This is a genomic window from Chryseobacterium sp. UNC8MFCol (genome assembly GCF_000482305.1).
Classification (GTDB): domain Bacteria; phylum Bacteroidota; class Bacteroidia; order Flavobacteriales; family Weeksellaceae; genus Chryseobacterium; species Chryseobacterium indologenes.
In genome coordinates, this window is the sequence record NZ_KI535291.1 from 317,547 (window position 1) to 343,366 (window position 25,820).

27 protein-coding genes are annotated in these 25,820 nt (G+C 33.8%); 24 read left to right on the forward strand and 3 right to left on the reverse strand.

The window, feature by feature from the left end:
* Positions 1–58 precede the first annotated feature (58 nt).
* The 3 genes from M030_RS0119255 to M030_RS0119265 are packed head-to-tail and all read left to right on the forward strand — an operon-like array spanning position 59 to position 2,744.
* Positions 59–1,225 carry a hypothetical protein gene (locus M030_RS0119255; RefSeq protein WP_002981158.1) on the forward strand — a complete coding sequence of 389 codons (1,167 nt, stop codon included), beginning with the start codon at positions 59–61 and terminating at the stop codon, positions 1,223–1,225.
* On the forward strand, positions 1,222–1,944 hold the full coding sequence (locus M030_RS0119260) for a PRTRC system protein B (RefSeq protein ID WP_027374946.1): 723 nt from the start codon (positions 1,222–1,224) through the stop codon (positions 1,942–1,944). Before M030_RS0119255 ends, M030_RS0119260 begins: the two co-directional genes overlap by 4 nt.
* The gene (locus M030_RS0119265) at positions 1,941–2,744 is read left to right on the forward strand and encodes a PRTRC system ThiF family protein (RefSeq protein WP_002981156.1); all 804 of its coding nucleotides are present in this window, start codon (positions 1,941–1,943) and stop codon (positions 2,742–2,744) included. The genes M030_RS0119260 and M030_RS0119265 overlap by 4 nt, the downstream gene beginning before the upstream one ends.
* A 204-nt stretch (positions 2,745–2,948) precedes the next feature.
* Here M030_RS0119265 and M030_RS0119275 read toward each other — a convergent pair whose 3' ends face one another.
* Positions 2,949–3,488 carry a hypothetical protein gene (locus M030_RS0119275; protein ID WP_002981155.1) on the reverse strand — a complete coding sequence of 180 codons (540 nt, stop codon included), beginning with the start codon at positions 3,486–3,488 and terminating at the stop codon, positions 2,949–2,951.
* 412 nt (positions 3,489–3,900) lie between these two features.
* On the opposite strand from M030_RS0119275, the gene M030_RS0119285 reads away from it, so the two are divergent.
* Together M030_RS0119285 and M030_RS0119290 are read left to right on the forward strand one after the other, a co-directional pair.
* Positions 3,901–4,302 (forward strand): DUF6876 family protein, encoded by a 402-nt coding sequence (locus tag M030_RS0119285; RefSeq protein ID WP_002981153.1) that lies wholly within the window; start codon positions 3,901–3,903, stop codon positions 4,300–4,302.
* Between the two features lie 16 nt (positions 4,303–4,318).
* Positions 4,319–4,741 (forward strand): hypothetical protein, encoded by a 423-nt coding sequence (locus M030_RS0119290; RefSeq protein WP_027374947.1) that lies wholly within the window; start codon positions 4,319–4,321, stop codon positions 4,739–4,741.
* A 194-nt stretch (positions 4,742–4,935) separates the two neighbouring features.
* On the opposite strand, the gene M030_RS0119295 is transcribed toward M030_RS0119290, so the two are convergent.
* Entirely contained in the window at positions 4,936–8,349 is a 3,414-nt protein-coding gene (locus tag M030_RS0119295) for a hypothetical protein (protein WP_002981151.1), read from the reverse strand.
* Positions 8,339–8,734 (reverse strand): hypothetical protein, encoded by a 396-nt coding sequence (locus M030_RS0119300; RefSeq protein WP_002981150.1) that lies wholly within the window; start codon positions 8,732–8,734, stop codon positions 8,339–8,341. The genes M030_RS0119295 and M030_RS0119300 overlap by 11 nt, the downstream gene beginning before the upstream one ends.
* Positions 8,735–9,421: 687 nt before the next feature.
* On the opposite strand from M030_RS0119300, the gene M030_RS0119305 reads away from it, so the two are divergent.
* The 19 genes from M030_RS0119305 to traN all read left to right on the forward strand — a co-directional run bounded on the left by M030_RS0119305 (position 9,422) and on the right by traN (position 25,797).
* Complete coding sequence (locus M030_RS0119305) at positions 9,422–10,213, forward strand: hypothetical protein (protein WP_002981148.1); 792 nt, start codon at positions 9,422–9,424, stop codon at positions 10,211–10,213.
* Between the two features lie 84 nt (positions 10,214–10,297).
* Positions 10,298–11,389, forward strand: coding sequence for a hypothetical protein (locus M030_RS0119310; RefSeq protein ID WP_228370546.1), 1,092 nt, complete (start codon positions 10,298–10,300; stop codon positions 11,387–11,389).
* A gap of 38 nt (positions 11,390–11,427) precedes the next feature.
* The gene (locus M030_RS0119315; protein ID WP_002981146.1) at positions 11,428–11,751 is read left to right on the forward strand and encodes a bacteriophage spanin2 family protein; all 324 of its coding nucleotides are present in this window, start codon (positions 11,428–11,430) and stop codon (positions 11,749–11,751) included.
* A 170-nt stretch (positions 11,752–11,921) separates the two neighbouring features.
* Positions 11,922–12,146: a hypothetical protein gene (locus tag M030_RS25920; protein ID WP_228370545.1), complete on the forward strand. Its 225-nt coding sequence runs from the start codon at positions 11,922–11,924 to the stop codon at positions 12,144–12,146.
* Positions 12,143–13,600: a relaxase/mobilization nuclease domain-containing protein gene (locus tag M030_RS0119325; RefSeq protein WP_002981144.1), complete on the forward strand. Its 1,458-nt coding sequence runs from the start codon at positions 12,143–12,145 to the stop codon at positions 13,598–13,600. Before M030_RS25920 ends, M030_RS0119325 begins: the two co-directional genes overlap by 4 nt.
* Positions 13,601–13,639: 39 nt before the next feature.
* Positions 13,640–14,290, forward strand: a complete 651-nt coding sequence (locus M030_RS0119330; RefSeq protein ID WP_002981143.1) for a ParA family protein — start codon at positions 13,640–13,642, stop codon at positions 14,288–14,290.
* Positions 14,291–14,317: 27 nt separating this feature from the next.
* Positions 14,318–14,866 carry a hypothetical protein gene (locus tag M030_RS0119335; protein ID WP_002981139.1) on the forward strand — a complete coding sequence of 183 codons (549 nt, stop codon included), beginning with the start codon at positions 14,318–14,320 and terminating at the stop codon, positions 14,864–14,866.
* A 119-nt stretch (positions 14,867–14,985) separates the two neighbouring features.
* Complete coding sequence (locus M030_RS0119340; protein ID WP_027374949.1) at positions 14,986–15,306, forward strand: DUF4134 domain-containing protein; 321 nt, start codon at positions 14,986–14,988, stop codon at positions 15,304–15,306.
* A 1-nt stretch (position 15,307) separates the two neighbouring features.
* Positions 15,308–15,622: a DUF4133 domain-containing protein gene (locus M030_RS0119345; RefSeq protein WP_002981136.1), complete on the forward strand. Its 315-nt coding sequence runs from the start codon at positions 15,308–15,310 to the stop codon at positions 15,620–15,622.
* Positions 15,594–18,665, forward strand: a complete 3,072-nt coding sequence (locus M030_RS0119350; protein WP_002981134.1) for a TraG family conjugative transposon ATPase — start codon at positions 15,594–15,596, stop codon at positions 18,663–18,665. The genes M030_RS0119345 and M030_RS0119350 overlap by 29 nt, the downstream gene beginning before the upstream one ends.
* A complete protein-coding gene (locus M030_RS0119355; protein ID WP_002981132.1) occupies positions 18,652–19,305 on the forward strand; it encodes a hypothetical protein in 654 nt (217 codons plus the stop codon). The genes M030_RS0119350 and M030_RS0119355 overlap by 14 nt, the downstream gene beginning before the upstream one ends.
* A gap of 10 nt (positions 19,306–19,315) precedes the next feature.
* Positions 19,316–19,996: a hypothetical protein gene (locus M030_RS0119360; RefSeq protein WP_002981130.1), complete on the forward strand. Its 681-nt coding sequence runs from the start codon at positions 19,316–19,318 to the stop codon at positions 19,994–19,996.
* 1 nt (position 19,997) lies between these two features.
* Positions 19,998–20,663 carry a hypothetical protein gene (locus M030_RS0119365; protein ID WP_002981129.1) on the forward strand — a complete coding sequence of 222 codons (666 nt, stop codon included), beginning with the start codon at positions 19,998–20,000 and terminating at the stop codon, positions 20,661–20,663.
* 4 nt (positions 20,664–20,667) lie between these two features.
* A complete protein-coding gene (locus tag M030_RS0119370) occupies positions 20,668–21,495 on the forward strand; it encodes a hypothetical protein (RefSeq protein WP_027374951.1) in 828 nt (275 codons plus the stop codon).
* A gap of 1 nt (position 21,496) precedes the next feature.
* Complete coding sequence (locus M030_RS0119375; protein ID WP_027374952.1) at positions 21,497–22,732, forward strand: type IV secretion system protein; 1,236 nt, start codon at positions 21,497–21,499, stop codon at positions 22,730–22,732.
* Positions 22,733–22,754: 22 nt separating this feature from the next.
* Positions 22,755–23,369 (forward strand): conjugative transposon protein TraK, encoded by a 615-nt coding sequence (traK, locus tag M030_RS0119380; protein ID WP_027374953.1) that lies wholly within the window; start codon positions 22,755–22,757, stop codon positions 23,367–23,369.
* Position 23,370: 1 nt separating this feature from the next.
* Positions 23,371–23,724: a hypothetical protein gene (locus tag M030_RS0119385; protein ID WP_027374954.1), complete on the forward strand. Its 354-nt coding sequence runs from the start codon at positions 23,371–23,373 to the stop codon at positions 23,722–23,724.
* A complete protein-coding gene (gene traM / locus M030_RS0119390; protein ID WP_027374955.1) occupies positions 23,720–24,925 on the forward strand; it encodes a conjugative transposon protein TraM in 1,206 nt (401 codons plus the stop codon). Before M030_RS0119385 ends, traM begins: the two co-directional genes overlap by 5 nt.
* Before the next feature lie 5 nt (positions 24,926–24,930).
* A complete protein-coding gene (traN, locus tag M030_RS0119395; RefSeq protein WP_027374956.1) occupies positions 24,931–25,797 on the forward strand; it encodes a conjugative transposon protein TraN in 867 nt (288 codons plus the stop codon).
* The last annotated feature ends 23 nt before the right edge of the window (positions 25,798–25,820 follow it).

The window sequence follows — 25,820 nt, forward strand, 5'->3', positions numbered from 1 at the left end:
AAGAGCAAATAACTTTAAATCCAGTCCTCATTTTTCAGCAACCAACAACAAAATAAAAATGAATGCAACAAAAAATCATATCGGGAAAAATCAAGTTACCGGAAGAAAGACAACAAGAAGAGTTACATCAACAATTGGGCAGGTTCGCTCATTGGCTTCAAAAACCAAAGACCTTGAACGAAATTCGGAAAGACAAACAGAAGTCTGTACCAATAGCAATGCTTCCAATGGTTTTCTGAAATGTAAGTTTCTACCAAAACAAGAAGAAGTTTCACATTTTCAAGGTAGCAAGAAAATACTTAACACAGAAAGGGACTTTTATAAGTCCCTTTCTAAATTTTCCAAACAGTATGGAGTAGAGCCAATGCAAACAAAAGACTTTGGTTTTCCATATAATTTGGCTTTGGCAATGTGGGATATAAAAACGAAAATGAAACAGGCTAATGCGGATTGGAATCAATTCAAACTCATACGAACTAACAAAAAGTTTCATTTTGCAAAAGAAGAACAGTTCTGCACTAATACATCACTTTATTTTATTCCCGTTGTACCACTTTTTAAAATGCTTCACGACAAAATGTGTAAAAAGAATGCTCAACTTTTACTTTCGGTTTTTAGTTACCTTTATCATATTGCCAACGTTCCATATTATAGACAACAAGCTAGTTATCTGTATTGGATATACGAAATGCACGAAGGATGGATGGAGGAGGATGAAGCAGGAGAGGATTCACATCATTATTGCAGAGAGTTTGAAATGTCAAAGAATATAGGAGACAAAATAGAACGAAAAATTTTTAATATTAAAAATTTGGATTTTTTTGAACAGCGTTTGAAGTGTTTTAAAATCCAAAATGAATTTGACATCATTTGCCACAAAGTTGCTTCCGAAGCTTTTGCTCTTTATTCAGAATATCCAAATACAACAATTTTCAGAAATAAACCATCATCTGAAGAAAACCCGCACGATGACGATTATTCCAATAAAGCTATATCAATGGATATGTACATTTCATTTGTAGCTAACACCAAAGGCTGTTTGTACAATAATATTGAAGATAGCATTAATGCGGAGTTCAATGAATACGGAAGCATTGAAGAGCCAACTATTTACTTACCTATTAATGGAACAGAAATTCCAAAAGCGGATTTTGATTTTGAATATCGTTTATTCGCTTTAATGGAAAAATTACATCAAGTATTAACCTGTAAAAAATTAGAATGAATAATGTAATTGACACCAACAAATATTTCGGAATACTGTACGAACCAAAATCTGCATTGGTTTTTTACGAATCTTTAGATAAAAATGAAATGTACGTTGAACATTTTGATATGGACAGAAATGGAAATCCAGTCAATGCACATCCGTTAACTGTTAATGAAGCAAAAGCGTTAGCAAAATCATTAGTCATTGATGAAGAAATCGAGAAAGCCTTTTTAAAATCTAAAGGAATCTTAGCCAATAACATTTTGCATATTAACCCAAGCCAAAAAGGTTCAGTGATTTGGTACACCAAAGCACAAGAACGACAAATGTATTTTGTGAAAAATCTGGAAATACCCAGCGGAAAAGCAAAAGTTCCTGCAATGCTATGGATTGCGGATAAAGAAACTCTTTCTGTTTTTGCATTATCAAACGATAAAAGACCAACAGAAAAAACACCATTGCATTATGCTCCATTTTTCAACGTCTATAATGACGGTGATGTTTGTATGGGAACTGTAGATATAAAAATTAAAAACTCAGCTTCGGTCGAAGAATTTATAGAACAATGGGAGAACTACTTTTTCAATTCTTATTTCAGCCATTTGGTAGGTAATCATAATCCTATTGATGGGAACTTAGTCAACCTTTGGAAAAAATTGCTTGAATCAAATGAAGCTTTTCCTGTCAAAATGTTAAAGAAAAACAATAAAACCCTCAAAAATTTATTACGATGATTGCAACAAAAATAATGGTTCATTTTGCAGACAATTCTTTGCTTAGTCCGACCAACCCAATTTCATTAAACCTAATTGGAGGAGGAGGGACAGGTTCTAAAGTTTTAACAGCTTTAATGGAAATGAACCACAGTCTTATTGAATTAGGACACGCAGGATTACAGGTTCGTCTTTGGGATGATGATATTGTCACAAATGCCAATATAGGCAGACAACGGTTTGCAGAATGTGAAAGAGGATTGTATAAATCCGTTGCGTTAATCAACCGCATCAATCGATGGGCAGGAACCAATTGGAAAGCCGAAACACAAAAGTTTGAAAAAGATAGCTTCGGCAGATTTTCAGAAGATGCTAAAGCAACGATTACAATGACCTGCGTAGATAATGTACAGGCAAGGTTTGGTGTTGCAGAAATTTTAAAAGAGAGAGATGATTATAAAAGTTTCAGCAATCAACCTAAATATTGGATTGATTTTGGGAATGGTAAACATACGGGGCAAGTCTTGTTATCTACTGTTGGAAGCTTAGCACAACCAAAATCCGATAAATATGAAACAAGAAGTAATCTTCCATTTATTACTGAGGAATTCGGAGAACTTCTAAAACAATCCGAGACTGAGGACGATACGCCAAGTTGCAGTCTGGCAGAAGCTTTAGCAAGACAAGATTTGTTTATCAATTCAACTTTGGCTCAAATGGGATGTTCGCTTTTGTGGAATTTGTTCTGTGATGGATTAACTGAGAACAGAGGTTTTTTTCTTAATCTAAAGAACTTCCATTCTCAAGCGATTAAATTGTAGATTTTGCTGTCCGATGAAAGTCGGGCGGCAAAAATGCAATTCCTTCCTGAGGTCGGAAACGCATTTTTGCAAAATAAGGAGCAACCCTATTTCAAAAAAATTGCCTTGTTTTGGCTTTAGATATTTTTGAAAAAAGGATGCGGAGTATTTTATTTTTTTGAATTATTAAAATCAAGTAGATTCAAAAAATCTTGTTCAGTCATCTTAGTTCCAAACAACTTTTAAATCTTTAAATTCTAAGTTTGATTTCGTTTTCTCAAATGTATTTCTTTCAGGCTGTGAGGTCGTTTTGAATTTAAATATTTTGATAAACAATGGCTCACCTTGTATATCTTTAAATGAAAAATTTAGTCTGAAAGGAACATTTTTGGCCAATTCAGGAAATGGTTTGCTGGATTTATACAAGTCAATTTTGTGTTCATTACCTTCGATATCCACAATACTAATATCTTCGATTGTCATTTTTTTATTCTCATCCTTGGACATAATAAGGAAACTTATTTCAATGTTTTTCCCAGCTTTATTACCTGTAACTTTTGTGATTCTATAAGAAGAATTTTCTGTTTCTGTTTCAAGAATTGGCTTATTGATTTCAAGCACTTTTTTTAGATAATCGTTTTCAGAAGTCAAAACTTTATTGGTTGATTGCAAAGCTTCGTTTTCTTTTTTTAGAGCTTCACAGTTCGTTTGGCTAAATCCTGATATTCCGATTAAAAGTAGTGATAATATAATTAGTTTTTTCATAAACCCTCTTTAATAATGTGTTTGTTGGATATTCAAATATACAATTATTGATTTTTATTTCTTGTTTTACAATCGAAAAAGGGTTCTAATTCTTATGCTTTTTTTCTGACTACATAGGTTGTTTTCAGTTTGCAAAAGTATAAATCCTTTTCTGCTCAAAAAATCTTTTTGGGTTTCTAAAAAATTCTTTCCACATCGCTTCAATAATTTTTCCAGACACTCCTAAAATCCTTCGGGCAAAAAGATTTCGAAGCCTTCATTTCATTTTTCCATTCCGGTTTTGGCTGAAACTGGATTTCTATCGTCAAAAAGCAATGAAAAACAACTCCATAATCAGAAAAAATTAAAACACAGCAATCTGTGACTTTTCCGAAAAATAAAACAAAATACAAACATTTTTAAAATTTCAATTATGAAAAATCCAAACATTTCAGCCAATGATTTTTATGACAGTTTTATGGGAACAGAATCTTATTACTCCTACATAGGAAAATTGTTATTAACAGATGGTGTCATAACTATAGCTCGGGAAGAATCTTGCTTTTGGTTTCTTGACTGCATTGCATCCTACCAATATTCAGAAAAATTTCAAAAAGAAGAATTCCAAGTCTGGAAAATCGAAAGAATTGAAGCGAATAGATTCAACCTTTCTGCGACTGACGGAAATGATAATGTTCTGGCTACACAAGATATTGAGTTTTCTGATTTCTTCTTTAATGAGTTTACAATCTGGAAAGAAGATAATGTTTTACTCCTACCAGTGAACATTAATCAAAAAGAACCTCACGATGTACAGGCAATCGTATTTTTTTAAATTAAAAATATTTAAAATGGGAACTTACTCGATAATATATTTGAAAAAACCAGAAAAAGCGATAGAGGTAAATGAACTTCTCAAAGAACAATATAATCTAAAGTATGAAACTTACAATGGGATAGATTATGGTCTATTCTTTTCGCAAGAGATGTTTAATGAGGACTTACGATTTATGAATGAAGATGAGGAAGGTATAACTAATTTACCACATTTTAAACGTCCTATTTCCAAAGAAACTTACTATTCTCTTCTTTTTGGTTTAGGAAATTGTTTTGGAGATATAGGAACTGTCTGCATTAAAATCTCAAGTATTTCCGACAAAGACATAGATACTATTGCGGCACTTCAAAAATTTTCAAAAACTCCGGAGTTTAAAAAGTTGATTAATTTCAGAAAATCTAAAAATCTTCAACGATTATTGCAGACTAAAATGTAATTAGTTATAATAAAGCCAATTGGGATAAATTCCAATTGGCTCTTTTTTTTGTAAAAAGTTGTCAAAAATGCAATTGCTCCCTGTGGTCGGAAACGCATTTTTGAGACGTCTGAAGCAACCCCATTTCAAAAACATTTCCGTGCAAAGACTTTAGATGCTTTCGAAAAAAGGTTGCAATCTTTTTGAAAGAATTTCTAAGATTTATTGTAATATAATTTGACCGCTAAATCAAATTCTTTTAATATTTCATCATAACTGGTTCCTAACAACTTAAACTCGGTTGCGAGCTGGGACTTATATTTAAGAATTAAATTTGATGGAATACCGTAGAATGTATTTCTAAATATCTCAGAAGCATATCTGTTTTTATCATTCATAGATAATGAATTGATTAAATATAGATGCTTTAGAAATTTAATACAAGTATTAATGACTGATTCATCACCGTGTATTGTAAACTGTAGATTCTCTAATACTAAAGGGTAATAGTTCTCTCTACCTGCTATAAAGTCATAGAATTCGTTTTTTAAGGTGTCAAGTCCTATTCCTATTCCCAAATATTTTGACTTCAGAAGAAATCTGTAAAACTCACTGTTACATTTTTCGGGATAATAACTGAGCAAATATTTTTCTGGATTTATATAATTATAATATAGGTTTTGTTCAGATTTTATTCTTATTAAAGAACTGTCACTGCTTATCAATCTGTACTTATCATTAGATGAAAAATACATATTGTCTACCATTAAATTTGAAAAATTACCTGTGAAATCAGATTCATTTTGTTTTAATTTAGGAAGAACATTTAGCTTTTCTTCAACATAATCGATTTCACAATTTTCATTTACCCAATCTAAAATCGATTGAAAAAAGGTAGTTCTTTTTTCATTGTAATCTTCAGGAACTGGGCTTGGTCTGACACCATCCATAGTTATCTGAACATACATAAACGTTTTGTGAGAACCTTTTAATTCTAAAATTTTATTTTCAATATGTTCCTTTATGTAATAAGATATTTTAAACTTATGAATGAATTTGAAATCAAGTTCTTTTTCCAAGAAATAAAAAAGCATCAAAGAACTAAAATCCAATGCGAATAGAATGTCAGGACTATCTGTGATTGACCTGACTAATCTATTGGGAAGTGTAGTGAACTTACTACCAGAGTCAGTTGTTAGATGTAGATAGGCATCTATAAAATTATCTTTGAATACAGCTCTTACAACTTCCGTATATCCAATTTTCCAGCTGTAATAATTGTTTAGTGATTCTCTAATTCGTTCATTTTCTTGGGAACCACTAATGCCAAATTGCTCAATAAGCATTTTCTCAAAATCCTTAGGATTTGTAGGTGTCTGAAAAGATTCAAATCCCAGATTGTTTAGCGGATTATGTGCCTCTTCATTGATTTCTCGGAATAAGTTTACAGCATCATTGAATATCTCAATAATCACTACAGAATTAATTCTATTGGTCATTGGGGAAGGTATAGACACTTGATCTCCAATTTTTTTCCCAATTAAATTCTTATGAAATTCATTACCTGGAGAAATCTGTTCGCGAAATTTTTGATCACCAATTGTATACACCACATAGTATCCAAAACAAATCTCGTCATATCTTTCAAAAAATGAATCATATAGAGTAGATCCCACCATATAGTTTTTTCTGGCCATTGTATTACTAGGATTTTTTGCCAGGTTGTAAAGTATATCGAATCCCTTTTTTGGATTAATGTCATTTCTTCCCAAGATTCCAGAAATAAAAACTCCTACCTCTTCATCATTAAAGATCTCAGACATACTGTCAGAAATATCTTTGATTTTATCAAAATCACTAGATCTCTCAAGCGAAACTAAATAAGAATACAAATATCGTTCGTTACTTGGAAATTTAATATATAGAAATTCACTGATTGTTTTTAGCTTTGGAAAGTCATTAATTGTTAGATAAAGATTATACTCGATTTTACAAAGGTGTTCATCTACAAAACTGCTGTTTAACCTCCAAAACTCTAAAAGAGTTAGTAATTCTTTGTAACGAAACTGTTCTGAATCATTTTTATCAGAGAGTTGTTTATCAAGTAATAATATGTAAAGTCGTAGGGTGCCAGAAACTTTTGATTTGTCTAAATATGAATCCAGATATTGTATTGCTTCGTTGGTTTTCCCTATAAAATCTAAATCCTCAGCAATAAGATTTTTACAGTTAATATTTAACTCCACACTATCTTTTATGCTATTCAGGGATTTATAAACTTCTTTTTCATCATATTTCTCAATATATCTTAAATCTACAATTGTTTTTAATAAAGTCTTAATCTCGTTTGGATAAAAGTTTTTTTGCAGGGCTAAATCTAGATATTCAACATATTTGTGCTTATTTCCGATTTGCCTTTGAACATTGAAAAATGCACTGATAATGTTGAACAAATGTCGTTCATCAAGAATATCTGTCGATTCCAAATAATTTTTATACAATTCATCAATATCATCATTCTTTTCAAGAAGATAAAGAACGATTGATTTGAAAAGGTAAAATTCAGAATGTAGTTCTTCTCCTGATTTTTCATATAGATTTAAAGAATCCAATGCCTTTTGGTAATGCTCTTGGTGATTATAAATCTGGCATATTGCATTAGTGAAAAACCATTTAGGTTTTTCTATTTCATTGTATAAACTTTCTAATATCTGTATATCTTCAGGGCTATTGGATATTAAGTATTTTAAAAAATGGAGATAAAATTTTTGATTTTTGGTGGAATCTGCGATTTCTGAGTTTTCTAGACCAACTACATATTTCTCGATGAGGCTCAAACCACTATTCAATTCTGGAAAACGTTCAATAGAAAAATGTTTTCCGTTGATGTATCGAATAGGATGGTCATTGAAAGTTCTATTTACAAAAAGATCTATAGCAACTAAAAATGAGTCCTTGTTCTGAAAATTAATTTCTTTGTACTTCTCGAAATCAAAAGTTAGCTTAAGATTATATTGTCTCAAATCTTCTAGATAATTAAGTTTCTCGACTCTTATAATGTGATAAATTATACTGTGACGAAAACCGTAATCGTTGATTATTACATTAGGAACAGTTTTTAAAAATTGTTTGATATTACTGGACGTTATTGTCTTTACTATCCAAGCTGTAAGATTATACTCATCAATACTTAATAATTCGTCTGCTAATATTACAGCTTTTTGAGAATCTGGAATATGAAGATATTCTATGCAGGCTTTGGTTTTTAAAACTTCATCCTCTTTATTGAGATTATAAGCGTGAATGAAATCTTTTGCAGATTCTTGACTTGTAAACTCAGACAATTCTCTTTTACAAAGAGCTTTTAAGAATAATAACTTGCTTTTTGTTTTATTATCTACTGTAGTCTGGCTGTCATTTATTCTTTTTTCAAGAGCTTGAAGTAAAACAAGAGCTGTTTTGGGTTTGAAAGCCAGAATCAGGTGGTTGATTTCATCAAGCTGTTGCTTATACTCTGTAAGTAAAAGACCTAATCCATCTATAAATTGAGTAATATTATTATAAATTTTATCTCCAATCTCAACGCTTTCAGCATCAATATTTCCAGTGTTTACATTTTTATACTCCATAATCGTCGCCTATCCTAAAATTACCACCTTGGGTATTTACGTCACCAGTATTTACGTTTTTACTTTTGTATATAGAAGTTTCTGTTTTTGGAACTTTGTTAAGAATTTCCTTTAGAAATTTGTCATTTTCAGGATTATCTTCAATAGAATTCTCAATTATTGCTTTAATGACATTTTGTCTTTCTTTGTCTTCAGGAGCATCAATTAATTCTTTAAGTGCATTTTTTGGTTCATTATTTTTGAAAAATAAAGACTTTAACCAATCAATGCTTCCTTCGGTTAGTTTTTCACTTGATGTATCAACAACTTTCTCAGCACTTTTCTTAGCTAATTCAATTAAAAATGGGTACAATGCAGCAATGGCTGCTGTAGTAATTAATGGCATAGTTTAAATATTAGTAGATTATCACAAGCAATGTACCAATTTGGAATGTGTCAAATTGACAGTGAGTATTGTAGCGGAGTTTAACTAGTACACAACTAAAAACTTCTAATATGGCATTGTTACCTTAACCTGCATAAAATATTTGCAGCCAAAAAAATCTTATAACCTAGCATTTTACCTGCAATAAAATCATAAATATGAACCGCAATCCTGTAAAAGTAATTTACAGGTTTTGTTAAGACCTCAGTAGAAAGTTTACAGTTTCACTCCAAACCTGAACAAAAAAGTGTGTAATAAGATATCTTCATTTTATTATTTTTTTTGATTGCATAATAATGTCTTTTAAAATATTTATAATCAAATATTTATATTGTTTTTTTGTTTCTCTAAAAAACTCGTGCGTTCTGATAGCAAGATGTGTCTTTGTATATACAAACTTTTCAAGTTTGATACACAAAGACTCTCTTGCCTTTTCTTCAAAAAGGGTAAAAAACTGCGGAACTTGTTTTTTTGTTTTCTGTGAAATTAGGTTTAAGATTCCAGATTAATCCAGATTATTCTTTTTTAATCTCCAGAGATTCCAGAATCATCCAAATTCATCTTATTTAGCCCAGCTCCCATTAACACTATTGTTTTCAAGGTTTTGATGTCCCAACTTTGCAGAAGAAATGTTAACCAAAAAACGAAATGAGAATACCTTTTTATTTTTTTCTGCTATTTACTGTGATAACTATGCGAGGGCAAGTCGGAATCAATACCAAATTACCAGAAGCTACTTTGGATGTTGTAGGAAAACCAAGTGATTCTAATCATTATGATGGCGTAATTCCTCCTCGTATTACAGGCGACCAGTTATCTGCTAAGGTATATACTTCAGGTAAAAAGGGTGCTATCGTTTTTGTGACATCTCCTGCGACCAATTTAGTCGGTCAGGTTAAGTCTGTTGTTGAAACAGGATTATACTGTTTTGATGGAAGTTTTTGGCAGCTACTTTTACAAGATAAAGATCCAATCGAATATTTCATTTTACTGACATTCGACCCAACCAGTACTGCAGGTCTTACTGCAACATCAACTTGGTCAACTCCGAGAAATCAGTGGGGTAATACAAACGCATATTTGACTTCATCGAAATCTTACTCTGTAGGAACAAAAAATTTTGGAGGATTAAATGGAAATATATCTTTTAAAAAAATTAATGGTATTGTCAATATCCGTTTTCAGTTATACAGATTAGATAGTGAACCAATCACAGGAAATACTTTCATAAACATTGGAGATATATGCAGTGATTTAGGGTTTGTTCCGTATCAAATCGCCCTACTGCATCGAGAAAATTCAACACAATATTTTCCAGCCTTGCTTGAAAATTATGGTTTTCAAATTCCGCAAAGCACTTTAAGTTCAATGTCACCCTCATTTTATACATATGGAGAAGTGCAAAGTTATTCTAACTGGAGGAAGCCATATCTAAAATAGAATTTTCAAAATTGAAATTCTGATACAAGTGATGAAAGAAAGCGATTCTATAACCAAATGAATTTAAATAAAAACAATAATAAAATGAAAACACTTATTTATCTTTTTTTGTCCTTTTTTGGTATAGCGGTTCACGCTCAAGTCGGAATCAATACCCAAACACCAGAAGCAACATTAGAAGTTGTAGGCAAACCCAATGATACTAATCATTATGATGGAATTATTCCACCACGTATCACGGGAGAGCAACTGGCAACAAAAACTTATTCAACTGCGAAAAAGGGAACAATAGTCTTTGTCACATTACCTGCTACAAATTTAGTTGGCCAAGTCATTCATATTACAAAATCAGGTTTATATTATTTTGATGGTAGTGCGTGGATACCTTTTATTCAGGAAGACCCTCTAAATAACGTTGCTCTCAGAGGAAACTCCTCAACTGTCGAACTCGTTGTCAAAAGTAATCTCCATCTTGATTTTGATAGTAAGGAAAATTATACACTTGGAAATTCCCGAAGTCAAATTACAGGCGAGTATAATTCCATCGTTGCAACAGATTCGAAGATCACTTCAGGAAAAGGAAATTCTGCTAGTTTTTACGCAATGTCTCAGGGAGAAATAACCGGTAAGTTAAACTATGGAGCAGGTGTATCAGCACTAAATGGAATTGCAAACGGAATAATTTCAGGAAACAGAAATATTGGAATCGGAGCAGGAGCAATGTCATACATCACTTCCGGAAATGATAATATATCGATAGGATATTTGTCAGGTACAGGAAACCGAACAGGTTCAAACAATGTATTTATTGGTGTTGGAGCAGGTAGTCCAGCTTCTGGAAATAGAAGCGTCAGCAATAAATTAGCTATACATTCAACCCCCGTTACAACAAGTTCAACCAACTTCTGGGATAGTATCACAAATAATTATACTGATTACAAATTCGCGTTGATTTCGGGGGATTTTTCTGAAAGATGGCTCAATATCAATGGAAAATTAAGTGTCACTCCTTCACAAATGCCAAATGCAGATAACGATTCTTCATATACGAAAAGAGTGGTGGCTAAATCTGATGGATCATTTGGTTTTGCTACTGAATTAATTCCTCAACCACCACCTGTAGGAACGTATGTTCTAAAGAGTGTAAATGGTGTGGCAAACTGGGAAGCACTTTAATGCATTGCAAATTTAATTGAACTTAAAAAAATAGAGTGATGAAAAATTACCAAATATTTTTAATTCTGTTATTATGTATTTCATTGACCTCCTGCAAAACCATAGTAGCTAATCCTGGGAAACCATTAATTGAAAGTTCAATAGAAGTTGGCAGAAGCTATGAAGTTCAAGATTTTAATGCAAAAGTACTTAATCTAAAAATAACGGGATTTGATAAAGATTGTATCTATGGAATTTCAGCTAAGAAAGAACAGATTAGCCTTGAGAAAGCAGGCATTAGGCAAATGAAGAAATGGAAAGTATTGAATTCTGTTTTTGTTGGCGCTTTAGCAATTGCTGCTCTAATTTTTATTCCAATTTAGATATACCAGAATGAAACTATTTACTATTTCAAATGAGTCCGATTGAAACCGAGAATAAGACTATCATTTTTAGAATCAGTAATCAGAAAAAAGAAAAGTGGAAAAAAATATGCGACACAAGAAATATTTCTCTTACAAGTTTAATCATCAATTCTGTCGAAAACAGAATTTTGGAAGATGAAAGAAGAAAAGTTCTGGAATTCATTGAAAAACAAGATAATGTTTTTGTAAAGATCGAAACCAATATCAATCAAGTTGCCAAGATTGTAAATGCCCAAAAATTCATTAGTTCTGAGGATTTAAAAGTTTTTTCTGAAAAGCTTTCAGAAGTAATAATTCTAAAAAAAGAGCAGAACAAAATATTTGAAAACATTTATTCTTTGCTATCTAAATGATTGTTAAGATAATGAATCCAGCAGGATCCGACTTTCCAGGAGTTAATTACAATGATAAAAAAATAGACAAAGGAAAAGGGGAGTTGATGATGATGAAAAACTTTCCGTCCTTCATTAATGAACATAGCAATAAGCAACAGGTAAGAGATTATTTAAAAGCTATTTCGGCTGGAAATAAAAGAGTAATTAAGCCTCAATTTCACGCAACAATTTCAACCAAGTTCAGGGAGCATTCCAAAGAAGAACTTACAAAAATTGCTGATGACTTTATGGATGAATTGGGATATGGAAAGCAACCATTTATTGTGGCTTTCCATAATGACACAGAGAACAATCACATTCATATTGTTACGACTCGAGTAGATAAACAGACTGGAAAGAAGATTAATGACAGTTACGAAAAGTTAAAAGCTCAAAAAGCTTTAGCTAATACTCTCGAAAAACTTTACGGAATCAAACCGGAGGAAGTATTGAACAAACTGTTGAACTACAAAATGAGTTCCCTCCATCAGTTTGAAACTTTACTTAACAGAAATGGCTATAAACTGGGCAAAAACACAAATGATGCGAAATCTTTGACCATTTTAAAAAACGGAGTAATCCAGCGAACATTATCAGGAGACCAGATTGTTTATGATAATAGAAAGAATGAAAGAAGAACAAAACAACTGAAAGCCATTTTTTCCAAGTATAAAGAGATTTATTCCAACAAGGTTTTCAAAGTTGAGGATTTTAGAAAGCAGGAAGCGATGCTTCCTGAAGAAAAGCAAAAAGCTGATTGGACACCGAAAATTGAATTTGAAAGTGAACTTCAGAAGAAGCTAAGAGATGTTTTTGGGATTGACTTGGTTTTCCACCATAAAGATGAATTTCAACCTTTTGGCTATACTGTAATTGATCATAAAACAGGCGCAGTTTGTAAAGGAAGCGAACTAATGAAAATGAATGAGTTGTTTGAATTCACTTCGGCGAAAATGGACAAGAAACTGTTTGAAAGTCTCAAGGATTACAATATTCCAAATGATGAAACTAAAGCAGTACTGCAAAGGTTTTTGAAAGATAGAAACCCAAAAAATGAAATACAATACTTTATGCTTTTTGAGAATAAAAAGCTGAAAAATAAGGACACATTCACAGCTATCAGAAACGATGTAAAAGAATACGTGAAAATCCAAAATAATAAAGATGTTAATATAATTAAGTCGGAGGAAGGAAAATATTACGTCATTTATTCGAGACTTCACTACATCGGAGAATTGAAACCGATGATTGGAGAAAAGCAATACCAGGAATTCCTAAATCCTCAATTAGAAAGTACCAAGGAAAATAAAGAAGGAAATGAATTGAAAAAAGCAGTCAATGAGATGTTTTTTGAACTGATGAGAAGCTCAGCCAATTCTAAAGACCCGGCAGAAAATGAATTGAAGAAGAGGAGGAAAAAGAAAGGTCGCTGAAATGACTGGCTTTCAAGAACCTGTAATCAATGTAAAATTATGATAATCACATTTGCAACGCAGAAAGGAGGAACAGGTAAAACAACGCTTGCAATTGCTTTTGCCAATTATGTTTCTGCTCATTCTAAAAGAATGATCAAGGTCTTCGATTTCGATTTTCAAAAATCGTTTTACCACAAATGGAAAGAAGATGAATTGCTGGAAATTCCAAAAATATATGATGTTGAAATCATTGATGAAGAGAATGAAGAACCCTTCACGGATTTTGATAGTTTGATAGCATTGAAAGAAAGTGAAGAGATAAACATATTCGACCTTGCAGGAACATTGGATGTAAAGTACAGCGACCTTCTTATTTACAGTGATTTTATTGTCATTCCCTTTGAATATTCAAATGTCTCAGCAAAATCAACTTTGGTCTTCATTAATTTTTTGGGATTGTTGGAAAGTCAGGCAGAAAGGGTATTCATTCGCTCACGATTTGATAAAGGCTATGTATACCAGAATCAAGAAGGAATGGACGCCGAAATCAGCAGGTATGGACTGCTATTGAAGAATCCTGTATTCAAAAGAAATTGTCTACAAATTCTTGATACCAGAAAATTAACGAATCATCAGAGATATGCTGTGGAGAAATCATTCAACGAATTAATTGACCACATTAACAAATGCCTTGAAATTACATTATAACGGATCACTATAAACTCATTACAAAATATGATTAAAATAATTACCTCTATCATAGCCATTTATCTGCTTTATTATGCAGGGAATGTATTGTATGATCTTTTTTTGAAAAAAGACAGTTCAAAAAAAACGGATGAAACTGAAGAGTATTCTTTAACGGAATTTTCAGAAGAGAACAAAAACGAAGTACAAAGAATAGAGATCGATGATGTAGAAAATATCAATACTCCTAATTCTTTTAACAAGAAAGAGCTATTTCGGGCTAATCAGGAAGAGCAACAAGATGAAAGCCGTGACCTTGATCACTTTCGAAAGAAGTTTGAGTCTGAGCAGAATATTGATGATTTTTATAACGTTCCCGAAATACAAGAAAAGCCAAATGAAAAAGAACAAAAGGAAACTGTTTCACTTGATTCCCAACAGGAAAACATTATTCAAGAGCAAGAAAAAAAAGAGATTCCATCCCCAAACCTCGACGCCTTACATAAACAGTTTAAAGACTTTCTAAATCTCGCCGAAACAAGCGTTCAGGTTATTCTAAACCAAGATGGACATAAGGTCTATCAATCAATGATCTAAGAGGTTAATCAAAACTTTTCACTACTAAAATGATCCGCCTATAAAAGGCGGATAGCACACCCCTTATGCATAATTCTAAGCTAAATAAACACAATTCTAAACATAAATCCTTAATCATTATGAACTACAAATCGAAACATTACAAGCTGTTTAAAAAGTTATTGACTGCTTGTGTAATCCTCCTTGCTGTAACCCCAGCATTTGCACAGGGTGGTGCAACAGCAATTTCCAATGCAGCCAATGACATCAAAGATTATTGGGATCCGATCAAGCTTATCCTCAAAGCTGTCGGAGGATTGGTCGGTTTCATCGGAGGTCTGAGAGTGTACAACAAATGGACAAATGGCGATCAGGATGTCAACAAAGAGATCTTGGGCTACGGAGGTGCTATGATCTTCTTATTGGTAGTTCCGGAATTCGTAACAGCATTCTTTGCTTAATATGGGGTTCTATCTCTACAAGGGGCTTAAAAAACCCCTTGTATTCTTCGGGCTTAAAGGCAAATACATCTTTTATGCAGTAGGAGTCATTGGAGTCGGTGTCATCGCAGCACTCATATTATCCAAATTCGGATTGCTGGGTTCTCTTTTAGGACTCGCAGGTACAGGAGGAGGCGTCTATTTCATCTTCAAAAGACAGGATAAATATGGTCTGTACGCTAAGACCAAAAACTTCGATCAAGTTTTGATTTTCCCCAAAAAAATAAACAATAAAACACTTTTAGGTTATGTCCAAAATAAAGAAACAAGCATTTGATATTCCTTTTATCGGTTTTGATATTGGAAAAGATTTCGGATGGGACTTTGATGTTTTATTTGGGCAGTACGGAAATCCTATCATCGGAATCAAAATAAAAAATCCTGTTGAGCAATATTCGGCAGATCCTGACAATTATCTGAATTTCCACACGGTTTTAAATCAGGTTGTATCTATTATAGGAGAGAGTAGAATCGTACAAAAGCTTGATATTTTTTCAAAAAAGAGATATACAGCCGAACAATCCAATCAATTTCTGCAACAGAAGTATTCGGAGCATTTTGAGGGGAGGCTTTTCAAAACTATTGAAACCATACTTTTCTTCACAGATATTGTCGATGATAAGCTGAAAAAGAAAATGAAGCACTACCATTTCTCTGACAAGAGTTATAAAGAGCTTCGTGATAAATGTCAAAAGGTATTTATGCTTTTGAAGCAAAGCGATTGCGAACCAGAATTTTTATTTGAAAAGGAGTTTGAACATTATATATCCGGCGTATTGTCGATGCAGTTTTCAGATGTTCCCACTTTTGATAATATTAAATCAACCAATGAATATCTGCAGATAGGAAATAAGTTCGTTAAGAATATTTCATATGTCGATGTTGAAAACATTGATCTGCCTTCTGAGATAGAGCCTTATTCCATACTTGGTGGAAATGGCGCAGCTGCAGAAACGGCTGTTGATAATTTCACATTCATCAATGATTTGGAGGATTACGAAACCATCATTTACAATCAGGTAATTACGATTCCTCTTCAGGCACAACAACAGAGAGAACTCGACAAGAAAAAGAAAAAGCACGAAGGTGCAGCCAATAATTCTCCTTCCAATGCCATTATAGCGGAAGAAATACAAACTCTTCTGCATAACATCGCTATCGATGGGCAATTGGTTGTCAATGCGCATTTTTCCCTACTATTTTCAACAGACACATTGGAAAAAATGGAGGGAACACAATCCCTGATTGAAAATAAGCTATTCACGAAAGGGATCATCGTTTCCAAGAATGCCTACAATCAACTGGAACTCTTCCGGTCTGCCATTCCAGGGAATGCCACAGAGCTCAGGGAATACGATCTTTTTATGACGACAAGCGAAGCGGCCTTGTGTTTTTTTTTTAAAGAGAGTTACCCCCTGAATGAAGAATCCAATTTCTATTTGAGGTTTACAGACAGACAAGGAGTTCCATTAAAAGTTGATCCTGCTGACGTACCGATGAAAATTGGCAGAATTAACAATCGAAACAAATTTGTTTTAGGACCAAGTGGTTCAGGAAAGAGTTTCTTAATGAATAATATAATTGAGCAGTACCTTACCTATAATTATGATGTCGTCATCGTCGATACCGGAGATTCTTATTCAGGAACCTGCAAATACAAAGGTGGGAGATACATTCAGTACACTGAAGAAAAGCCGATCACAATGAATCCTTTTCTGATGGATAAGAAAGAATTCAATATTGAGAAAATAGAATTTTTGACCAATCTGATCTTCCTTATCTGGCAAGGTCCGGATGCGTCAATGTCATCTGCCCAGAAATCAATATTGGACAATGTGCTGATGTCCTATTATCATCAATATTTTAATTCGGGAAGTGAATGGTATGAGAATAAAACTTCAGAAGAGTTAATTCTTTATTTGAATAAATACAACATTCACGAAGAAGATATTTACGCTCAGTATGAGAGTAATGTTAATGAACGGCGGACATACTACGATGTTTTAGGAATTGCCTTCAATGCAAGTACTGAAGAGATCAAGGATGCAGGAAGAAGACTATTAAAATTCTATCATCCTGACAAGAACATCAATAATCCTGATTATGACAATGAAAAATTTTATACAGTTTATGAAGCTTATGAAACGCTGGGTGATGAAGAGAGAAGAAGAATTTACAATGAAACCCAATTGATTCTTATCAGATCCAATGAAATCATCAAAAAGGACAAAACGGAAGAAAACTGGGATGAATCATTTAGGAAAGCCATTATCATAAAAATCAAAGAACTTGAAGAGAAGTTGGATGCAAAAGAACTTTCCTTTAATGGTTTCTATGACTATTGCGACAAATTTCTTCCTCTTTATCTGAATAATAAGAAACACAGCATCACAGAAAGAGAATTTAACCTGAGAACTTTTCTATTCGTTCTGAGGGATTTTTACAAAGGTGGACGTTATGGAACAACGCTCAATGAAAATGCAGATAATACTTTATTTGATGAGTCATTTATCGTTTTCGAGATTGATAATGTTAAGGATAATCCCAAGCTTTTTCCAATCGTGACACTCATCATAATGGACACGTTCATCCAAAAAATGAGACTCAGAAAAGACCGCAGAAAAGCTCTGATCATTGAAGAAGCGTGGAAAGCCATTGCAAGTAAACTGATGGGTGGATATATTTTGTATCTCTATAAAACAGTAAGAAAATTTTGGGGAGAAGCGGTGGTGGTAACACAGGAGTTGGATGACATTATTGGCAATGCTGTTGTAAAAGACAGTATCATCAACAATTCGGATACATTTATTCTTCTTGATCAGACCAAGTTCAAGGACAACTTTGACCGTATTGCAGCTTTGCTTTCATTAAATAAGGTGGAGCAGAACAAGATATTCACAATTAACAACCTTAACAACAAATTCGGACGTAGCAGATTCAAAGAATTTTATCTGAAACGTGGTTCCAAAGGAGAAGTTTACGGTAATGAAGTTTCAATAGAGCAGTACCTTACCTATACAACAGAGAAGCCTGAAAAGTCAGCAGTAGAGTATTATGTGCAGAAGTACGGAAGCTATGATGAAGCCCTTATTAAAATTGTATTTGATTTAAAAATTTTTGGAGACAACCTTGAAAATCTTGTTTCACTGGTCAATCTGTATCAGAATCCTCTAGACCAAAAGATTGTTTCCTATTACAACAGGATGAAAAATGAGAACAAAGGCAAAAATGTTTTCAAGGTCATTTCACAGGAGCTTGAAGATCATCAAATCAGTTTTTCAGAATTAATCAATAAAAATTATCTGTATGAAAAAGTTTAGTCTCCTATTTCTAGGATTCAGTAGTTTTTTATTTGCACAGAATACCTACATCGATCCTACGGTAACGGCTGCAATGATTCTGTATTCAGAAAATCTGAAAGCCAAGCAGAACGAGGTTATCGAAGAAACATCAAAATTAAAGGATGCACAAACCTGGGTCGGAACCCAAATGGTAGCCGCCAATGATATTCAGAATAAAATATTAAAAGGTTTGAAAGAAGTTTCCGGAACACTACAAAACGGTATTCAGGTACAACAGATCTACACTGAGTTGAACAAATGCTACGATTATTCTGCTCAGGTTGTCCAATTGGCTTCGCAGCATCCGCAATATGCCATATTCGGTACCAAAGCTTCACAAAAAACCTATGAGCAAAGTCTGAAAATAGTCACCGATATTACGGATATTCTGGCATCTGGAGAACTGAATCTGGCTACTGCAGGAGATCGATATAAAATCCTGCATAATATCTCAGGAAATGTAAAAAATCTGAAACTATGGCTTTTGGCAATAAAGCTAAGACTGGAAAAAGCCAATCGATTGGGATTTTGGAATTCCATCAATCCTTTTGCTGGATACATCAATACCGATAAAGGCATTGTGGAGAACATAATGAATAAGTACAAGAGAAATTTTTAAAAGTCAAAAAATGAAAAAGATTTTTCTAATGCTGACCATTCCTATTTACATCTTAATCACTTCTTCAAGCGGTGGTTCTACACCTGCGTGGCAACAGGAAAATGTTTCTTTTCCAATGATGGATCTGGAGATCAATGCAGCGATGAAAGAACACGACCGACAAAAAGAAATGAGACAGAAGCAGACTGCAAATGCCACTGTGGAAACAGTTAATCAATCACAATGGAAAGATTTCAAGGATAAGATTACCAAAGTACAGGACAGGTTACGAATTGTATCATTTGCTGTTCAGGCAATACCAACAGGAATCGCTATGAGCAGAGAGATAACGAAGATTACGGATAATCAGACCACTATTATTAATGAAATCATTACTGCACCATATTCAATCATAACTGTTCTGCCATCGCAAGTACAGTTTGTGGATGACCTCCAAATGGTCACTCGATTAATTACAGGAATCATCCTGTCTTATGGGGCAATCAACCAAATGGAAAAATCGGAACGAAAAATTTTGCTGGATTATGCATTGGATGAAGTCAAAGCAATAAGTAGAAACTCTACCCATATGCTTTTAAAGATAAGGGACATCAAAGCAAAGGTCTTACGTAACAAAAGAGCATTCCAGTACTATGTCAACAGAGATAAACAAGTTGTGGAAAGTATAATGAATAACATCAAATCTTTTTAAAATGAAAAAAATATTAATACTTGGAGTCGTTGCGTTATCTAGTATTTTAGTAAAAAGCCAGCAGATTGTTATCAATGATAAACTGTTATCACAAATCACGCTTAATCACGGTGTTCGACTGGCAAGTGAGCAGGCTTTTTTGGATTCCTATGAAAAACAAAAGGAGCTGTATGACGAAATCAACAACAAGACAACTCAAATTATTGCGATTCAGGAATACATCTATCAGCAGCTTAAAAATGTCAATTCAGCGCTTACACAAAGCAAGAAATTAATCTATCTGTATCAGTATTTAGGAAAGATTGCTACCAATTCCAACAAGATGCTGGATCTGTCGGCACAACATCCTGAATATGCAGTTCTGGTTTCAAAGTACTATACTGAAATTGGTAAACAGGTTATTAAACTCCAACAGGAAGTTACCCAAGATGTCTTGAACGAAGACAAAGATTTCCTGATGGATGCAATGGACAGAGAAATGCTGATTGAGAAAGTTTTTACAAGGGTAAGAAATATCAATGGGAATATCCTTTATATCATTTTACGATTAGAGAATGCCAAGAAAATCCCATATCTGTTCCAAGTCCCTGTACTAAGAAATTACCTCAATGTCGATAAGGCGATTGTCGGTGATATTATTCAAAAATACAAACACCTATTCAACTAAAACTATGGAAAATCTACTTAAAAAAGGAAAACTTTTTCTCTTACTACTAGTTGCGGTAAATGGCTTTGGACAAAGTGTGAAAAGATTGAATGACCCTGCAATTGTTGCGCAGCATAAAAGGATGACTTTTGAAAGCTGGGGTGATTGGCGTCCTTATCCTAAATATTTTCTGGGTATTCAAACCAATTTTGCTTATGCAACAGTTTGGGGAATGTGGGCTCCTAAAATTAACAGGGATTATAAAGATGGTGATGATATAAGACCTCTGAAACCAACCGGAGAACAGAATATACGATTTGCTCAACTGAAATTTCAGGAAGAAGAAGCGAAGAAGATCAAAGCTGCTTCCGATACAATTTATAAGAGAAGTGTTCAGGATCTTGCCCATTGGACTTCTGCTACGGTCGATGCAGACCCGCTCTGGCTTTTATACTACAAGCGAATGCTGAAACCCATCACAGAGTTTCCAGACACACCACAGAATTTTATTGAATGGAGACTGAAAGATCAGCAGACTTATGAAACACTCAATACGACTGGTACATTGAAAAGACTGCAGGAAGAACTTGATCTCATTAAAGATAAGTATTCTATGTCCCGCTCAATGGATATGCCAAGAGGAAAACGCTTTGTAATGTATCACGAAACGCTTATGAAATGGAGAAAATTTGTTCAGGAATTAAGAAAGCATAATAACAAAACGACTTTGCTTCTGGATTACAAAAATATACTGAATAGCCATTTACCCACAGCTTTACCGACGCAATGGGCACCTGCTTCAGATAGACAGATTGTTCAAAATGTGATGCAGCAATACAAACACAGATACTAATATGAATAGAAAATTGACATACTTTTTTTGCCTCTTTGCAATAGGATTACCAATAATGGGCTTTGCCCAGACCGATAGTGATTACAGCAATCTGTTGCAGTTTTTAAAAGGCGACGGTGCTTTTGAAAAATGGTTTATGGAGGTGTTTACTAAATTGGACAACAGTGTACAGGATAGTGCGGAAGGTTCAGCTTTGGTAGGACGGGCTATAGGCGGATTGGGAGCATTGATGTATCTAGGATATATGGGATGGCAGATGGCAGCCGGAGATCGCGAATGGGAAATTGTACCAATGCTAAAACCTATTTTAATTGGATTCACACTGATTTACTGGACTGGATTTGTCAATCTAATTCAGGCACCTTTTGAAGCCATTGCAGAACCGGGGATAGCCATCTTTAGTGACATCGAATCTGAGGTAAACGATTTGAGAATTGAAAGGTTCAAAAAACAACAGCAATTGTTGGATGCAGTCATCAGGTTAAATGCTGAAGAGGATGCCAAGCAGGAAGTAATCAATAATACCAGCGAGGATGTGGACGATTCGTGGTATGATATCAGCGAAGGCATTGACAAATTGTTACAGCCTATCAAGGAATGGCAAATCAGGATGGAATTCCAGTTACAAAAATTGGTTGCGGAAGTCATCGAATTTATCTGCCTTTCAATTCTAAGAATTTGCGTTTATCTCATCTTCTTTATTCAAAAAATCTGGGCATACATATTAATTATCCTTGGTCCAATAGCTATTGGGATGTCACTGATTCCGGGATTTGAAAACTCTTTTTATAGTTGGGTTTCAAAATTCATCAACATCAATCTTTACACTTTTGTTGCCTATACCATTATCAATATCGGTCAACAGTTGATTGCATCGGGCTATACTATGGAAATAGAAAGATATGATACGCTCCTCACTAATGGAACCATTACCAATTTAGATGCTTTGATGGTCTATGTTTCAAATTCCGGAATGATCTACAATCAGCTCTTTACCTGCGTGGCTTATATCGTTACAGGAATCGGAGTTCTAATGACCCCAACTATTGCCGATACAATTGTAACTGCGGGTGGAGCAGGAGCGATGACGAAAATGAAGAGTGCAGCAGGCAGAATTGCCAGCGGAGCAAAAACAGCAGTTTTGGCAGTTAAGACAGGCGGAGCATCCGCAGTGAAGTCTGCAGCGACAGCTTCTGCATCCAGAAGGGTAAATGATGCAATGAAAAATAAAAAGTAATCAGATTAAAAATATTTAAGAAATGCTTATAAAAAATATAGAGCAGAGAATCAAGATCAATAAAGTAGTGTCATTGGGAGCAGTTGCATTTGCTTTCTTTATCATCATTGCAGGTTTTTTCTTTGCTTACAGAATGATTCAGGATTCGAGAAAATCAATCTACATTCTGGATAATGGAGTTCCGGTTCTCGCCAAGCAAACCGATGTACTTCTGAACAGACCAGTCGAATATAAAGCACAGATCGAACTATTCCATAGACTATTTTTTACGCTGGCTCCCGATGATTCTTATATCAAAGAGAATATCCAAAAGTCATTATATCTAATTGATGACAGTGGGAAAAAGGAATACACCAACCTAAGAGAAAAAGGATTTTATAATCAGATCGTCGCTTCAAGTTCAATGGTCAGTATCCACACTGATTCCATTAGCCTGAATATGGAAAACAAGAAGTTTCAATTTTTCGGAAAACAGATGATAACAAGAAAATCTTCTGTCATTACCCGAAAGTTATTTACTGAAGGATTTTTTGATGACATCATTAGAAGCCCTAACAATCCTCACGGTGTACTTCTTAAAAATTGGCGAATCATCAACAACGAAGAACTTTCCAACCAAAATAAAAACTCATACTAAAATGAATGCTTTTGTTAAAAAAAACGGACAGAAATGGTTTGGCTGGGCAGTCAGAAATCCTAAAAAGTTTTTTATGTATTCTATGGCTTTCTTATCTGTTTCCTTCATCATATCCATTGTGCAAGGCGTCTTCTTTCCTTCAGATATGACATTCAAAATAAAGCCTCCTGTTATTTATTCTAAAAGTTCAATTACTCAAAACACATTGGCTAACAACCAAAAAGAAATGGAAAAAATAGTAACTGAACTCCAATCACTGAAAGTAAAAAGAGACAGGCAAAATCTTAGAAAAGAAGACAGTTTGAGAATAGAATATCTGTTTAACCAATACCAAAAATTAAAGAATGGACATTAAGAAAATCAACTTTAAAGAAAAGAAATATGTTCTGCCTCTCCTTGCGTTGCCGTTCATTTTTCTGTTCGCATATGTAGGAGCTCAGTTTGTGAAAGAAGATAAACCTGTAGATAAACCGAAGGAACTTTCCATAACACTTGGTGAATCGCAGGATTCCATTATGACTAAAAATGATGCGTATGATGCATTCTTCAAAAAAGATGATAACAGAACAATGCTTGGAGGATTAGATAAGGAACAAGACAGTCTGCTAAGCTATGACGACCAATTGTCCTTAGCTCAAAAAAGAAGGATTGATTCATTAAAAGCTGTCAATTCAAGGCAGAATCAATATCAGGCTACAAAAAATCCTTCATCCTATTATAATCCTAAGCAGGGTAAAGAAGATCAGGACTATAAAAGATCAACTGAGATTATAAAGATGCTGAATGACAAATCCTACGGAAAAGCAGAAGATAATTATCAGACTGAAAAGCCTAAAACAAAAGAACAAAATACGCAGCAAGATCCTGTAAAATATCTGAAGCAGCAAATGCTGGTAATGGATTCATTGGAGAAAGCAAGAGATCCTGAATATCAGAATAAGCTGGCAGCGGAAAACAAACTCAAAGCCAATAAAGAAAAAATGAGTGAGTTTCTCAATTCTACTTTTAATGTGAGCAAATCGGGTATCAATACTGACTTTAATGCCGTTTATAAAGAGAAGGAAAACAGTTTTATCAAGGCAGTTATCGATGAAAATAACAAAGGGTTTTTAGGAAGCAGGATCAGATTTCGATTGTTGGAAGACATTTTTGTTGGAAACAGAAAAATCGGTAAAGGTTCTATTTTATATGGACAGATTTCTGGATTTACAATGCAACGTGTTGACTTGAAAATCATTTCAGTATTTGCTAATGGAGAGATCTTTCCCATCAACCTGTCTATCTACGATGTTGATGGTATGAAAGGATTATATGTTCCCCAAAGTGTATTTAGAGATATGATCCGTGAAATGGGAAGCAACTCTGTTCAGGGAACTCAGATGGATATGGGGGGAGAAGGATTTTTTACCACCATTGGTTCCAAATTATTTACATCCACTTCTAAGTCGCTCGCGAATCTTATTAAAACCAATAAAGCTAAGCTGAAATACAATTCTTATGTATTTCTGATCGACGAAAAGCAATTGAAAGATTCACAAAACCAACCAAAACCTTAAAAGCAATGAAATCATTTTTATATACACTTTTACTATTTACAGCGACTCTCAATGCTCAAACAGCAATCAAAGAGCAGATTATTTCTGAGTTACCAGAGATAGAAATCACAGAAGGAATCAACCTGCATATTATTTCTCCGGAACCTATTCAGTATGTTGATTTGTCTACAGAAAAACTGACGGGAGATTTACCAACAACCAATATTGCAAGAATCAAAATTACAGACAGTCAAACATCTGAAGAAAAAGATAAAAAGAAAAAGAACTCCATCTTTTTTAATGGAGATAACGTGGGAATTATTACCGTTGTCGGACAATCTTTTATTGCCCAATATAAAGCGGTTTACAGACATTCTGAAAATTTGAATACAATTACCAATATTCACATTCAGCCTGAAGCGATGCAGCCTATTGAGTTTGACAAAATGGTATTTTCTAATCTTGAACTGAGAAGATTTGCAATGGGCATCATTCAGAAGAAATCTGAAAATAATCCAATTAGAGAAGAGAAAAATCTTAAAATCAGCTTTCAGCTCAACAATGTGTATGTCATTAGCGATTACATTTTCCTCGATATGACCTTTAAAAACAACTCGAATCTGAGCTATGACATTGAGGCGTTAAAATTTTCCATAGAGGATAAAAAAATACATAAGGCTACGAATAACCAAAGCATCGAGATGATGCCACTTTTTCAGCTTAATCTTCAAAAACATTTCAAGAAGAATTTTAGAAATATTTATGTCTTCAAAAAATTCACTTTTCCAAATTCGAAGGTAATGATGATAAGATTGATTGAGGAGCAACTTTCGGGTAGAACCATTGAGTTGAAAGTCAATTATTCTGACATTCTTAAAGCTGATACTTTCTAAGCGGAAGTTCCGCTTCCAATTTA